Annotated in this window: 14 protein-coding genes; 13 read left to right on the top strand and 1 reads right to left on the bottom strand. The window is 73.5% G+C overall.

The genetic code is table 11. The features are described 5' to 3' along the window. Window positions 1-133: 133 nt before the first annotated feature. The 7 genes from OOK31_RS06340 to OOK31_RS06310 all read left to right on the top strand — a co-directional run bounded on the left by OOK31_RS06340 (window position 134) and on the right by OOK31_RS06310 (window position 6,229). On the top strand, window positions 134-853 hold the full coding sequence (locus tag OOK31_RS06340) for an AzlC family ABC transporter permease (protein ID WP_267011331.1): 720 nt from the start codon (window positions 134-136) through the stop codon (window positions 851-853). Between the two features lie 2 nt (window positions 854-855). After that, window positions 856-1,170, top strand: coding sequence for an AzlD domain-containing protein (locus OOK31_RS06335; RefSeq protein WP_267011849.1), 315 nt, complete (start codon window positions 856-858; stop codon window positions 1,168-1,170). Between the two features lie 44 nt (window positions 1,171-1,214). After that, on the top strand, window positions 1,215-2,072 hold the full coding sequence (locus tag OOK31_RS06330; RefSeq protein ID WP_267011330.1) for a carbon-nitrogen hydrolase family protein: 858 nt from the start codon (window positions 1,215-1,217) through the stop codon (window positions 2,070-2,072). A 19-nt stretch (window positions 2,073-2,091) separates the two neighbouring features. Next, window positions 2,092-3,132, top strand: a complete 1,041-nt coding sequence (locus OOK31_RS06325; RefSeq protein ID WP_267011329.1) for an FAD-binding oxidoreductase — start codon at window positions 2,092-2,094, stop codon at window positions 3,130-3,132. Window positions 3,133-3,368: 236 nt separating this feature from the next. After that, complete coding sequence (locus OOK31_RS06320) at window positions 3,369-4,193, top strand: inositol monophosphatase (RefSeq protein ID WP_267011328.1); 825 nt, start codon at window positions 3,369-3,371, stop codon at window positions 4,191-4,193. A gap of 102 nt (window positions 4,194-4,295) precedes the next feature. Continuing rightward, window positions 4,296-5,714 (top strand): NAD(P)/FAD-dependent oxidoreductase, encoded by a 1,419-nt coding sequence (locus OOK31_RS06315; protein WP_267011327.1) that lies wholly within the window; start codon window positions 4,296-4,298, stop codon window positions 5,712-5,714. Further along, the gene (locus OOK31_RS06310) at window positions 5,714-6,229 is read left to right on the top strand and encodes an O-acetyl-ADP-ribose deacetylase (protein ID WP_267011326.1); all 516 of its coding nucleotides are present in this window, start codon (window positions 5,714-5,716) and stop codon (window positions 6,227-6,229) included. The genes OOK31_RS06315 and OOK31_RS06310 overlap by 1 nt, the downstream gene beginning before the upstream one ends. Window positions 6,230-6,235: 6 nt before the next feature. Here the strand turns inward: OOK31_RS06310 and OOK31_RS06305 are convergent, their stop codons facing one another. After that, a complete protein-coding gene (locus OOK31_RS06305) occupies window positions 6,236-6,718 on the bottom strand; it encodes an Lrp/AsnC family transcriptional regulator (RefSeq protein ID WP_323188183.1) in 483 nt (160 codons plus the stop codon). Window positions 6,719-6,853: 135 nt separating this feature from the next. Here OOK31_RS06305 and OOK31_RS06300 point away from each other — a divergent pair, with 135 nt between their 5' ends. From OOK31_RS06300 to OOK31_RS06275, 6 genes are all read left to right on the top strand, one after another. After that, window positions 6,854-7,879 (top strand): DMT family transporter, encoded by a 1,026-nt coding sequence (locus OOK31_RS06300; protein WP_267011324.1) that lies wholly within the window; start codon window positions 6,854-6,856, stop codon window positions 7,877-7,879. Continuing rightward, window positions 7,872-9,068, top strand: a complete 1,197-nt coding sequence (locus tag OOK31_RS06295; protein ID WP_267011323.1) for an aromatic amino acid transaminase — start codon at window positions 7,872-7,874, stop codon at window positions 9,066-9,068. The genes OOK31_RS06300 and OOK31_RS06295 overlap by 8 nt, the downstream gene beginning before the upstream one ends. A 391-nt stretch (window positions 9,069-9,459) precedes the next feature. Then, window positions 9,460-10,050 carry a toxin gene (locus OOK31_RS06290; RefSeq protein ID WP_267011322.1) on the top strand — a complete coding sequence of 197 codons (591 nt, stop codon included), beginning with the start codon at window positions 9,460-9,462 and terminating at the stop codon, window positions 10,048-10,050. Then, on the top strand, window positions 10,047-11,267 hold the full coding sequence (locus OOK31_RS06285) for an MAB_1171c family putative transporter (RefSeq protein ID WP_267011321.1): 1,221 nt from the start codon (window positions 10,047-10,049) through the stop codon (window positions 11,265-11,267). The genes OOK31_RS06290 and OOK31_RS06285 overlap by 4 nt, the downstream gene beginning before the upstream one ends. Continuing rightward, on the top strand, window positions 11,264-12,250 hold the full coding sequence (locus OOK31_RS06280; RefSeq protein ID WP_267011320.1) for a DNA-binding protein: 987 nt from the start codon (window positions 11,264-11,266) through the stop codon (window positions 12,248-12,250). Before OOK31_RS06285 ends, OOK31_RS06280 begins: the two co-directional genes overlap by 4 nt. A gap of 155 nt (window positions 12,251-12,405) precedes the next feature. Further along, entirely contained in the window at window positions 12,406-12,882 is a 477-nt protein-coding gene (locus OOK31_RS06275; RefSeq protein WP_267011319.1) for a DUF3574 domain-containing protein, read from the top strand. Window positions 12,883-12,903: the final 21 nt, after the last annotated feature.

Raw genomic sequence — 12,903 nt, 5'->3', positions numbered from 1 at the left:
CGCCGAGCCGGCGGATCCCTGCCGGCTTCAGCAGACAGAGAAGCGAGGTGCGCGTCACATGAGCACTGCAGACATAACCGAAAAACCAGCGCGGTCCGGCGCCGGCCGCCAGTTGCGGGACGGGGCGAGGAGCATGCTTCCCTTCCTCGCATCGGCCGTCCCGATGGGAATCGCCGGCGGAATCCTGGGTCTGTCCAACGGGTTGTCCGGTTGGTCCACCCTCGGGCTGGCGATGGCCGTCAACTCGGGCACCGCCCAGTTCGTAGGCTTCGCCCTGATCGCCGGCCACGCCGGCTGGCTGACCGTCCTGCTGACCACGTTGATCCTCGGGCTCAGGATGCTGATCTACTCGACCATCCTGGTGCCGCACATCCGGGAGGTGCCCCAGCGCTGGCGCGTACTGCTCGGCTTCGGCCTGATCGACGCGGTCTTCTTCGTCGGCATCGAGCGCCTGAAGAAGGGTGAACTGACCGAGCACAAGCACCTGTTCTTCCTGGGCGCGTCCGGAGCGATGTACGTCACCTGGATGCTCTCGACCCTGGTCGGCATGGCCCTGGGAAGCGCCCTGCCGGATCTGGCGAACCTCGGGCTCGACTTCCCGATGACCGCCATGTTCGTGGCCATGCTGGCCGGCTCGCTGACCAACTGGCGGGTCGGGACCGTCATCGTGACCGCCGGCCTGACCGTCATGCTCGCCCACGGTCTGCCGTACAACCTGGGCGTGGTGCTCGCCACGGTCGTCGGGGCCCTGGTGGGCACGGCGTGCGAGTACGTGGAGAAGCGCCGGACCGGTGCCGCCGACGCGACGGATGCCACCGAGCGGACCGAGCAGACAGAGGAGAACGCCGCGTGACGATGGCACTGTTGATCCTGGGCATGGGCCTGTGCAGCTTCCTGCCGCGCTACCTGCCGCTGGTGCTCCTCGCCGACCGGGAGATGCCCGCGACGGTGAAGAGCCTGCTCGGCTACACCCCGCCGGCGGTGCTGGCGGCCCTGGTCGTCCCGGCCATGCTGACGCCCGAGGGGCACGGCCTGCAGCTGAACCTGTCGAACCCCTATCTGATCGGTGGCGCGGCGACGTTCGTCGCCGGTCTGATCTCGAAGAGGTTCCTCCTGGTGTCGGCGATCGGCATCGCCGCCTTCTATCTCAGCCGGTGGCTGCTCGGCTGACCGTCCCGCCCCCGACCACCGCACTCGTCAGGAAGCAGAAGAAGATGACCGCATCCGCATCCGCATCCGCATCACGCGACCGTGCCCCGCTGAGGGTGGCGGTCGCGCAGACCCTCGCCCGCCCGGGGGACGTGGCGTACAACGCCGCAGAGGCGGCGGTGACGATCGCCCGGGCGGCGGACGCCGGCGCCCGCGTCGTGCTGTTCCCCGAGCTCTCGCTCACCGGCTATGAGCCGGGCTGGCTGAAGTCCGCCCTGCCTGCCGGGGCCCTGACCCCGGACGGCCCCGAACTGAGCGTCGTCCGGGAGGCCTGCCGGGCCACCGGGGTGACCGCGGTCGTGGGTGCGCCGACGCCCGCGGGCGAGAAGTCCGCGATCTCGGCGATAGCCGTCGGCGGGGACGGCGAAGTCCTGGCCGACTACCGCAAGAGCCGGCTGGAGGAGCACGAGCGCGAGCTGTTCACGCCCGGCACCGACTGCCGCACTCTCACCGTGGACGGCTGGCAGCTGGCTCTGGGCATCTGCTACGACTCCAGCTTTCCGGAACACGCGCGGGCCGCGGCCCGCTCCGGGGCGGACGCCTACCTGTGCGGCGGGGCCTTCGTCCAGGGCGACTCGGACCACCGCAGGTCGGTCTACTTCCCGGCCCGAGCGCTGGAGAACACCTTCTACGTGCTGTTCGCCAACTTCGCCGGCCGGCAGGGGCCGTGGGACTTCTGTGGCCGCAGTGCCGTCTACGGCCCGGACGGCCGTGTCCTGGCGACGGCCGGCGGCGAGGAGGCGGAACTCGTCCTCGCTGACCTCGACGACGCCCGACTGGCCGAAACACGGCGTGCGTTGACCATGCTGCGGGACGTCGACAGGTTCGCCTCGCCGCCGCGAACCACCTCGTGCGCGGTCTGACGGTGGCGGAGGGCGGATCGTGCGGATAGCCGTGATCGGCGGCGGCATCGCCGGCGCGATGCTCGCCCACCGCCTGCATCAGCTCGCGGGCCGCGCCGATCTCACCGTCTTCGCCGGGCCGGTCGGCCACCCCGCCGACGCCACCTCTGCTTCGGGAGGCATGGTCCGGGGCTTCGAGACCGCGGCCGAGGAATGCCGGCTGGCCGCCGAGAGCCTGGCCGAGTTGCGCGGCAGCGCGTGGTTCCGGCAGGCCGGCGACTACCGGGAGATCGGCTCCGTCTACCTGCTGCGGCCCGGTGAGGACCCGACCGCGCTGTTGGCGCACGTGGAGCTTCTGCTACCCGGCTCCGCCGAGGTCGAGCCGGCCGAGGCGGTGGCTCGGCGGCTGGGCCTGCGCGGCCTGCCGGCCGGAGCGCTCGCCGTCGTCGAACGCCGGGCGGGATACATGTCGCCGGCCCTGCTCCGCTCGTGCGTACTCGATCAACTGACCGCCACCGGCGTACGGATCACCGATGCCGAGGTGCTGCAGGTGACCGCGAGGGCCGGCGTCCTGCTGGCCGACGGCGGTTCGGCCGCCTTCGACTTGGTGGTGGTCGCCGCCGGCGCCTGGACACCCGCGCTGCTTCCCGGCGTCGACGGCCTGCGCACCAAGCGGATCCAGTACGGTGTCTACGGCTTGGAGGTGCCCGGGCTCGGCATCTTCGCCGATGAGAACTCGGGGCTGTACGGTCGGCCCCACGGCGCCGGAGCACTGCTGCTGGGCCAGGCCACCGAAGACTGGGACGTGATCCCCGGCCAGGTCCGGCCGGCCCCACAGCTCGCCACCCGGGCCACCGCCGCCGCACGGCGGTTCCTCCCGGCGGCCCAGCACCTGCGAGCACCGCAGCGGCTGTGCGCGTCCTTCGACTGCTACCCGGCCTCCGGCGGACTGAGGCTTCGTGCGGTGCCGGACTCCCCCCAGGTGTTCACCTTCACCGGCGGCAGCGGCGGAGCGGCCAAGACGGCGCTCGCGGCCAGCCGCCGTGCGGCACAGCGGCTTCTCGGTCTGTCGCCGGACTGACCCTCCTGCGCAGAGCCGAACGGCCGGGAGCGAGCCGACCGCCCTGGCCTCGGCACCGCCACGCCGCCGACCTCGTCTCCCGCTACGGGGAGCACGTCATCCCGGCCCTCAACGGCTGACGGCACCCCCGGGCGAGACGGACCGTCAGGCAGGGCACCCGGCGGGCGCCGCCGCTTCACCGGAAGGCCATCCGGATCCGGTGGGTCCGGACCGGGGCGGCGTGATGTGATGGGGCAATGATCGATGAATTCCTGGCCCGCCGCCTGCCCGATGTCGAGGAAGCCGTCCGCAAGGCGGCGGCGGTCGAGATCATGCCGAGATTCCGGCAGCTCGCCGAGCACGAGGTGGACCAGAAGAGCGGCCCCCACGACCTGGTGACCGTCGCCGACCGGATGGCGGAGGAGCACCTCACCGCCTCGCTGACCCGCCTGCTGCCCGGTTCGGCCGTGGTCGGCGAGGAGTCCGTGCACGCCGACCCGAACGTGTACGCCGCGCTGCGCGCCGACGCGCCCGTGTGGATCGTCGACCCGGTCGACGGAACCCGCCAGTTCGTCAACGGCGAGCCCGCCTTCTGCACCCTGGTGGCCCTGGCCCTGCGCGGGGAGATCCTCGCCTCCTGGACCTTCGCCCCGGCCCTGGACGAGATGGCCACCGCCGTGCGCGGGCAGGGCGCGTACGTGGGCGGCGAACGGATCCTGGCGGGCTCGCCGGAGCCGGGCGCCGGGCTGCGCGTGGCCACGGCCCACCCCTTCTACACCTCCGAGGCGGACAAGCGGGCCCTGGCCCGGCTGGACGTGCCCGGAGTCACCGCCCGCCCCTGCGGTTCGGCGGGCCTGGAGTACCTGAAGGTGGCGCGCGGCGAGACGGACGGCCTGGCCTTCACCTGGCCCTCGGCCTGGGACCACGCGGCCGGACTCCTGCTGGTCGCCGAGGCCGGCGGCGCGCAGAGCACGGTGGACGGGGTCCCCTTCCGGGTGGACCGTGACAACGCCCTGCCCTTCGCGGTGGGCCGCGACGAGGCCACCGCTTTCCGCATCCGCGACCTGCTGCGCGGCGCGTAGGCGCTGTCGTAGAGCCGTCTTCGGCCCCGCGCGGGGCAGGGGCCGTATGGACGGGCGTCATATCCTGGGGGCAGTGGCCGCCGCCGGACGAAGGAGCTGTCAGTGCCGTCGATTCTCGACGCAGTCGTGGTGGGGGCGGGGCCCAACGGCTTGACGGCCGCCGTCGAACTGGCCCGGCGGGGCTGCTCCGTTGCCGTCTTCGAGGCCGCGGACACCGTCGGCGGCGGGGCCCGCACCGAGGAGCTGACCCTCCCCGGCTTCCGACACGACCCCTGCTCGGCCGTGCACCCGCTCGGCGTCGGCTCCCCGGTCTTCGCGACGATGCCGCTGGGGCGCTACGGGCTGGAGTGGCTGCACGCCCCGCTGCCCATGGCGCACCCCTTCGACGACGGCACCGCGGCCGTGCTCTCCCGCTCCGTCGCCGAGACGGCCGCCTCCTTCGGGCCCCGCGACGCGGGCGCGTACCGGCGCCTGGTCGGCCCGTACCTCGGCAAGTGGGACACCCTCGCCCGGGACTTCATGTCCCTGCCGAACACCGCCCTGCCCCGCGACCCGCTCACCCTGGCCCGGTTCGGGCTGGCCGGGCTGCCGCCCTCCACCTGGCTGATGCGCCGCTTCCGCGACGACCGGGCGCGCTCCCTGTTCGCCGGGCTCGTCGCGCACGTCATCGCCCCGCTCAGCGGCATCGGGACGGGCGCCGTCGGGCTGGTCTTCGCGCTGGCCGCGCACGCGAACGGCTGGCCGATGCCGCGCGGCGGCTCGCAGGCGGTCTCCGACGCCCTCACCGGGTACCTGGAGGACCTCGGCGGCGTCGTCCACACCGGCTTCGAGGTCAAACGGCTCGACGACCTGCCGCCCGCCCGCGCCTACGTCTTCGACACCTCCCCGACCGCCCTGGCCCGCATCGCCCGCCTCGGCCGCGCCTACGACGGCTACAAGTACGGCGCCTCCGTGTTCAAGATCGACTACGCGCTGGACGGCCCCGTGCCCTGGACCGCCGAGGCCCCGCGTCGCGCCGGGACCGTCCAGATCGGCCCCGGCACCCGCGACATCGACGCCGCCCTCCAGCTCGCCTCCGGCGGCCGCGCCCCGCGCAACCCCTTCCTCATCACCGCCCAGCCCAGCCTGGTCGACCCCGGCCGGGCGCCCGAGGGCAAGCACGTGTTCTGGGCGTACGGGCACGTCCCGGCGGGCTGGGACGGCGACCTCACCGAGGCCGTCGAACGCCAGCTGGAGCGCTTCGCCCCCGGCTTCCGCGACCGGGTCCTGGCCCGCGCGACCGCCGGCCCGCCGCAGCTCGCCGCCCGCAACCCGAACTACGTCGGCGGGGACATCGCCTGCGGATCCGCCGCGGGCCTGCGCCTCCTGCTCCGGCCGAAGCTCACCCTGTCCCCGTACACCACCGCGCACCCGGCGGTCTTCCTCTGCTCCTCCGCCACCCCGCCCGGCCCCGGGGTCCACGGAATGTCCGGTCACAACGCCGCCAAATCGGTCTGGCGGCACCTGCGAAAGGCCTCCTGATGGTCCGCATCACCCTGGTCCAGGGCGACATCACCGCCGAGAAGGCGGACGTGATCGTCAACGCCGCGAACTCCTCCCTCCTCGGCGGCGGGGGAGTCGACGGGGCGATCCACCGGCGCGGCGGCCCGGAGATCCTCGCCGCCTGCGAGGACCTGCGCCGCTCCCACTACGGCAAGGGCCTGGCGACCGGCCAGGCCGTCGCCACCACGGCGGGCCGCCTCGCCGCCGGGCACGTCATCCACACCGTCGGCCCGGTCTGGTCGCGCGAGGAGGACCGTTCCGCCCTCCTCGCCTCCTGCTACCGCGAGGCGCTGCGGGTCGCCGACACGCTGGGCGCCCGTACGGTCGCCTTCCCGGCGATCTCCACCGGCATCTACGGCTGGCCCCTGGACGACGGCGCCCGGATCGCGGTGGAGACCGTACGGGCCACCCGTACCGAGGTCGAGGAGGTCCGCTTCGTCCTCTTCGGCGCCGACGCCTACGCTGCCTTCGAGACGGCCGCCGGGCACGCCTGACCGGTGTTACCGGGCCCTGGCGGAGCCGCCGGGGTTCGGGCGGGGGTAGGTGCGGGACTGCTTGACGCTGCCGAAGGCGAAGCTCGACTCGATCGAGGCGATCCCCGGGATCGCGTGGATCCGGTGGCGCACCAGGGCCTCGTAGGCCTCCAGGTCCTCGATGACCACGCGCAGCAGGTAGTCGCTGCTGCCGGCCATCAGATAGCAGTCCTGGATGTGCTCGATGACCGCGACGTGCTCCTCGAACAGCCGCACCGCCTCCGCCGTGTGGCGTTCCAGGCGGATGCGGACGAAGACGGTGACCGGCAGCCCGAAGGCGACCTGGTCGACCATGGCCGTGTAGCCGCGGATCAGGCCCGCCTCCTCCAGGCGCCGGACCCGGCGCAGACAGGGCGAGGGGGAGAGCCGCACCCGGTCGGCGAGGTCCTGGTTGGAGAGCCGCCCGTCGGCCTGCAATTCCCGGATGATCTGCAGATCGACTGCGTCCATGGCCACTCCTTGGCAGATTCTGCCCCAAACGTATGTCCGAGCGGCAGAACTGGCAATCGGCTGCCCCGCCCCACGCCCTACCGTTGCCCTGGAACGGACCGGACCGGTCCGCACCCAGAAGCTGGAGCACATCCCTTGGTCGCGACGCACACCACCGGGGCGACCGAAGTTCCCGACGCGGCGGGCCCGCAGGCCGGACACCCCGGCCGACGCGGGCTCTCCCCGCAGGCGCGGGGCATGACCGCCCTGCTCGTGACGGTGGCGATCTGGGCCGCCTTCGCGCTCAGCGCCCGCGCCCTCAGCGCCTCCAGTCTGCTCCCCGCCGACGCGGCCCTGCTGCGCTTCGGCGTCCCGCTCGTGGTCCTCCTCCCCGCCCTGTGGCGGCGCCGTCGCCGCATCGCCGCCGTCCGGCCGGGCGCCGCCGCCAAGATCATCTGTGGTGCCGGGGTGCCCTTCTTCCTCGCCGCCATGCACGGCGGAGCCCTGACCTCGGCCGCCTTCGTCGGCTCGATCGTCCCCGGGATGGTCCCGCTCTTCGTCGCCGCGCTCATGGCCGCCCGCGGCAAGGGAGCCCCCCGCGGCACCCAGACGGCCGGGCTCGCCCTCATCGCCCTCGGCGTGGCCGCCCTCGTCTGGCGCTACGTCGTCCCCGTGGACACCGACGTCCTGGAGGGCGCCGGCACCCTGCTCGTGGCCAGCGGGCTGTGGGCCCTGTACACGGTGGGCCTGCGCGACGTGGACCTCGACCCGGTCGGCTCGATCGGCCTGCTCTGCCTGCCCTCCTTCGCGGTCATCGCCCTCCTCGTCCTGACCGGGGTCCTCCCCACGGGCCTCGCCCACGCCGCCGGGGCCGACATCGCACTGTTCCTCGTCGTGCAGGGGCTCGGGGTCGGGCTGTGCGCGGGCCTGCTCTACGCCTTCGCCATCCGCAGGCTCGGCGCCGAGCGCAGCTCCGTCGTCGGCAGCCTCAGCCCCGTCGCCGTGGTCCTGCTCGCCGTCCCCCTGCTCGGGGAGAAGCCGACCGTCGCGGTGCTGGTCGGCGTCCCGCTCATCACCGCCGGCGTGGTCCTCGCCAACCGCCGCCCCCGGGCCGCGTCCGGCCCCGCCGCCGGCCCCGTTCCTCCGTCCGCCCCCCGTCCCGAGGTTCCCGTAGATGCTTGAGCTGCTCCCCCCGCCGCCCACCGACCCGCTGTGGGACCTGACCTACGAGTTCGGCGCCGACGAGCGGACCGAACGCCTCGACCTGGTCCTCGGCGTCTACCGCGACCACACCGGGCGCACCCCCGTCATGGCGGCCGTCCGCGAGGCGGAGATCCGGCTCGCCGAGCGCTCCGCGTCCAAGGAGTACCGGGGGCTCTCCGGGAACGCCGCCTTCAACCGCGCCCTGCTGACCCTCGTCCTGGGCGCCGAGGAGCACGGCGGGACCGCCGGCCGGGCGGCCGCCGTCCAGACCGTCGCCGGCTCCGGCGCCCTGCGGCTGCTGGCCGACCTGATCTGCCGCACCCGCCCCGGCACCACCGTGTGGATCAGCGACCCGGCCTACGTCAACCACCGGCCGATCCTGGAGGCCGCCGGGCTCGAGGTCCGCACCTTCGGCTGGTGCGACCCCGACGGCGGCTTCGACGCGCAGGGGGTCCTGGGCGAGCTGCGCGGGGCCCGGCGCGACGACGTCGTCCTGCTCCAGGGCTGCTGCCACAACCCGACCGGGGCCGACCCCACCCGCGAGGAGTGGGAGGCGCTGGCCGACTCGGCGGTCAAGGGCGGCTGGGTGCCGTTCGTGGACCTCGCCTACCACGGGCTCGGGGACGGACTGGAGGCCGACCTGTACGCCACGCGCCTGCTGGCCGCACGGGTTCCGGAGATGCTCGTCGCCGTGAGCTGCTCGAAGAATTTCGGCCTCTACAGCGACCGCACCGGCTGCGCCATCGTCCTCGGTGCCTCCGGGCAGGCCGTACGGCACGCCGAGACCGCCCTCCAGAACGCCGCCCGCACCCTGTACTCGATGCCGCCCGAGCACGGCGCGGCCGTCGTGACGACGATCCTGGAGGACGAGGGGCTGCGCGCCCTCTGGAGGGCCGAGCTGGAAGCGATGCGCGGCCGGATCGCGGCCAACCGGACGGACCTGGCCCGGCACCTGACCGGCCTGGGCCAGGGCGCGCCGGCCCGGACGCTCGCCCGCCAGCGCGGGATGTTCTCCATGCTGCCGCTCACGGGCGAGGAGATGCTCCGGCTGCGCAGGGAGCACGCGATCTACGGCACCACCGCGGGGCGGATCAACATCGCGGGAATACCGTCCGAGCGGATCCCGTGCCTCGCGCGGGGCATGGCGTCGGTGCTCGCGGCGCGCTGAGCCGCCCCGTCACGGTAGGGGCGGGGCGGGGGGAGGCACGGGGCCGGGGCGGGGCCGGGCCGGACAAGGCAGTCCCCGACGGTTCCGCCGGTGCCATGAGCCATCCGCCGTCGCCGATGGCTCCCGTGGTCCGCGAAACGGCCGGGGGCCTGGCCAGAGCCTTGAGAAGGGTCACGCGGGCCTCGGGACGTCTCCGGAGGGAGGTGCGGCTCTTTCCGGTTTTCCGGTGTATCCCCGATTTTCCTCGCAATTCCCCCGCAGTCAAGACATGACTGTGCCGGCGGAAATCGGAAGGCAATGGCCGGATAGAACTGGCGGTGCCCGTCGCGCAGTTGGGCGTGTGGCATCATGGCCGCGTTGTCCGACCGCTGGGTTCGCCGGAGGACTGAGGATGAAGTTACCTGGCTCCGCGTTACCGGCGTCCGAGGACAGGCGGCTCAGGCGCCGTCTCAAGAAGGTCCGCCGGACCTGCGAAGCCCTGCTCGCGGAGTGGGGGATGGAGCGCGGCTGCGGTATCGACGAACTCCACGGATATCTCAGCGAGCAGCGTCGGCGGCCCATCCATTTGATTTCGACGCCGTTCCCCGAGCGCCATCTCTTCGGCATATGGCTGAAACTCGATGACTTCGACGTGATCGCTTTCGAGGCAGCGGCTTCCGCTTCCCACAAGGAACACATCATCGCCCACGAGCTCGCGCACATCGCCCTGGAGCACAGCGGTTCCGTACAGCTCGACCGGACCGATCCGAGCACGCTCTTCTCCGACGTCGACCCCGAGACCGTGCGGAGCGTGCTGATGCGCTCCCGCTACAGCGACGACGAGGAGCAGGAGGCCGAGACCATGGCCTCGCTGATCCTGGCGCGCGCCGCCAAACGCTGGACCGAACCGGCCTGGGGCGTACCGGCGGAGGCCGCCGAGATCGTGGCCCGCATCGAGAGCGGAATCGGCAGGTCAGAGCGGCCCGAGCAGGGGCCCGCGTGATCATCTACACGATCCTCGCCTGGGTCTGCACCGGCGTCGGCCTCGCGGCCTTCGCGTACCGGCTCCCCGACCTGCTCCGCAGGAAGCACGACATCGCCCTGTGGGCGCTGTGCACCTACTTCCTCTGCTCCGGGATCAGCTTCCTGGTCGACCTGGACCAGCTCCGGCTGCACATCTCCGCCTTCTTCGGCCTGCCCAACATCACCTCGCTCATCACCCAGGCCGCCGTGGTCGTGCTCACCGCCGCCCAGCAGGTGGTGCTCGTCTACTGGTCCGCCCCGCCCGAGCAGGCCCGCCGCATGGCGCGCCGGCGCGTCCTGCTCTTCGGCGCCGCGCTCGGCGTCCTGGTGATCGCCTCCTTCGTCGTCGGCCCGGTGGCCCAGTCCGAGACGGCCACCTCGACGATCCTGCTCAGCATCCAGCACCGCGGCTACGCGCTCTACATGAGCTTCTACCTGCTGATCTGCGCCGTCGGACAGTTCGAGACGGTCCGGCTGTCGCTGCGCTTCACCACGATGGCCAACCGCCAGTGGCTCAAGGTCGGCATGCGCACCGTCACCGTCGGGGCCAGCCTCATCCTGGTCTACTGCGTCACCCGCGGCATCCAGATCGCGGGCACCCGGTTCGACTACGACGCGGCCGCCCTCGACCCCGTCCAGTGGACCTGCGGCAGCGTCGGCGCCCTGCTCCAGATCGCCGGCTGGACCATCCCCTCCTGGGGCATCCGGATCACCCGCACCCGGGGCTGGCTGCGCAGCTACCGCTCCTACCAGCGGCTGCGCCCCCTGTGGTGGGCGCTCTACCAGGCCTCCCCGGACATCGCCCTGGACCCGCCGCGCTCCCGGGCCCGCGACCTCGTCCCGCGCCGCGACCCGCACTACAGCCTCTACCGGCGCGTCATCGAGATACGCGACGGACAGCTCATCCTGCGCACCTCCCTGTCGCTGGCCGACTTCACCCGGGTGGCCCGCTCCCTGGACCTCCCCGAGGACCCGACCTCACCGCTGGGGGAGGCCCTCCAGGTGCGTGCCGTACTCGGCCGCCCGCCCGAGGAGCGGGCCGAGCGGGCGGAGCGGACCGAGACCTCCGACATCCCGGCCCGGCCGCCCTACGACGACTTCCGCGACGAGGTGGAGTGGCTGACCCGGGTGGCCTCTTCCTTCGCCTCCCTCGGGCAGGTCCGCGCCGGGCGGATCGACGCCGGACTCCTGTCATGACGCGGCGGGCCCCCGCCGGCGGCCCGCGCCCCGGACCGGGCCGCCGGCCGGCCGTCGGCCCGTACGGCTACGGCGGCGACGGCGGCCGCGGCGGTGACCGGGACGCGGCGGTGCTGTGGGCCCTGGACGCCGTCGAGCGCCTGGTGGCCGTCGACGCCACGCGGGGCGCCACGGCCGCGCTGCCCCTCGTACGGGAGACCCTCCGGCTGCTCCCCGGCCCTCAGGCCGCCCCGGACAGCCTGAGCGGACTCGGCAGCGACCTGCTCGCGGCCCTCGCCGAGCTGTACGAGGTCATCGGCTGGATCCTCTTCGACGCCGGCCGCTACCGGCGGGCCCACCGGACGAACGCGCGGGCGCTGGCCCTGGCCGAACTGTGCGGGGACCGCTGGACGGCCCGGCTGGTCCTGCTGAACCACAGCATGCTCGCCGCCCACACCGGACGCCCGCGGGCCGCCCTGGAGGCCGCCTCCCGCGTACGGGGGGCGCGGCCGCTGCCCGCCAGGGTCGCCGGCCTCGTCCATGTCCGGCAGGCCCACGCGCTCGCCCTGCTGGGGCGCCGCACCGAACCCCTGGAGCTGATCTCCCGCGCCCAGAGCCGGTTCCTGGACGGCATCTCGCGCCGCGATCCGCACTGGGCCTGGTGGATCGACCAGACCGAACTGCTCGGGCACCGGGGCTGGGTCCAGGCCCGGCTGCGCCGGTGGGACCGGGCCGTCCCGCTGCTGTACGAGGCGGCCACCGCCCCCGGCCCCTCCTACCGGCACCTGTTCACCGCCGAGCTCCTCTCGGCCCTCGCCGGCGCCGGGGCCTGGCGGGAGGCGCGGACCCTCATCGAGTCCGTCGCGCCCCGGGCCGCCGGGATCGGGTCCGTACGGACGACCGAGACCCTGGGCCGGACGGCGGCCGCCCTGCGCCGGGGGCCGGACGTCCCGCCCGGGCTGCGGGACGCGGCGGTCTTCCTCCAGGAGTCCCTGCCCGGCTAGGGCGCGCCGCTCGCGCCGTCACCGCCCGCCGCTCCCCGGCCCCGTACCGGGCCCGCCGGTTCCGCCTGGGCGGGCCCGGGCCCGCGCGGCCTCCGCCCCACCCACAGATGTCCCACCCGTTCCGCTGCACAGCGCCCGACAACAGACAGGACCACATGCGCCAGATCCGGATCACGATGCCCGCGGCAGCCGTCTTCGCGGCCGCCGCCCTCCTGCTGACCTTCGGCGGACCCGTGTCGGAGGTCTCCCTCGGTCCCCGCACCGCCTCGGCGGCGTCGGACGAGGCCGCCTCGGAGAAGGGCAGCCCGTACGTCTCCACGCACCTCTACTTCGGCACCGGGCGCCACAACGGCAACCCGCCCATCACCGAGGAGGAGTTCATGAAATTCGTGGCCGAGGTGGTCACGCCCCGCTTCCCGTCGGGGCTGACCCTCCAGGAGGCGCGCGGGCAGTGGCGCGACAAGGAGGGCGACGTCAACCGTGAGAGATCGTACGAGCTGACCCTCATGTACCCGGTGCGCGAGGCCCACGCCCGTAACGCCGACATCGAGTACATCCGCCGCCTCTACTGCACGACCTGGGAGCTGGAGTCCGTGGGCCGCGCCGACGTGCGGGCGCAGGTGGACTTCTGACGGACCGCCCGGAGGGGCCGC

Source organism: Streptomyces sp. NBC_00249, assembly GCF_026342355.1.
GTDB lineage: Bacteria > Actinomycetota > Actinomycetes > Streptomycetales > Streptomycetaceae > Streptomyces.
This window is presented reverse-complemented; position numbering and strand designations above follow the sequence as displayed.

Coding starts and splice junctions, on each gene's coding strand:
- OOK31_RS06290 (WP_267011322.1), top strand. CDS start 9,460: ATGAAGTTACCTGGCTCCGCGTTACCGGCGTCCGAGGACAGGCGGCTC.
- OOK31_RS06335 (WP_267011849.1), top strand. CDS start 856: ATGGCACTGTTGATCCTGGGCATGGGCCTGTGCAGCTTCCTGCCGCGC.
- OOK31_RS06330 (WP_267011330.1), top strand. CDS start 1,215: ATGACCGCATCCGCATCCGCATCCGCATCACGCGACCGTGCCCCGCTG.
- OOK31_RS06295 (WP_267011323.1), top strand. CDS start 7,872: ATGCTTGAGCTGCTCCCCCCGCCGCCCACCGACCCGCTGTGGGACCTG.
- OOK31_RS06310 (WP_267011326.1), top strand. CDS start 5,714: ATGGTCCGCATCACCCTGGTCCAGGGCGACATCACCGCCGAGAAGGCG.
- OOK31_RS06280 (WP_267011320.1), top strand. CDS start 11,264: ATGACGCGGCGGGCCCCCGCCGGCGGCCCGCGCCCCGGACCGGGCCGC.
- OOK31_RS06275 (WP_267011319.1), top strand. CDS start 12,406: ATGCGCCAGATCCGGATCACGATGCCCGCGGCAGCCGTCTTCGCGGCC.
- OOK31_RS06320 (WP_267011328.1), top strand. CDS start 3,369: ATGATCGATGAATTCCTGGCCCGCCGCCTGCCCGATGTCGAGGAAGCC.
- OOK31_RS06305 (WP_323188183.1), bottom strand. CDS start 6,718: ATGGACGCAGTCGATCTGCAGATCATCCGGGAATTGCAGGCCGACGGG.
- OOK31_RS06340 (WP_267011331.1), top strand. CDS start 134: ATGCTTCCCTTCCTCGCATCGGCCGTCCCGATGGGAATCGCCGGCGGA.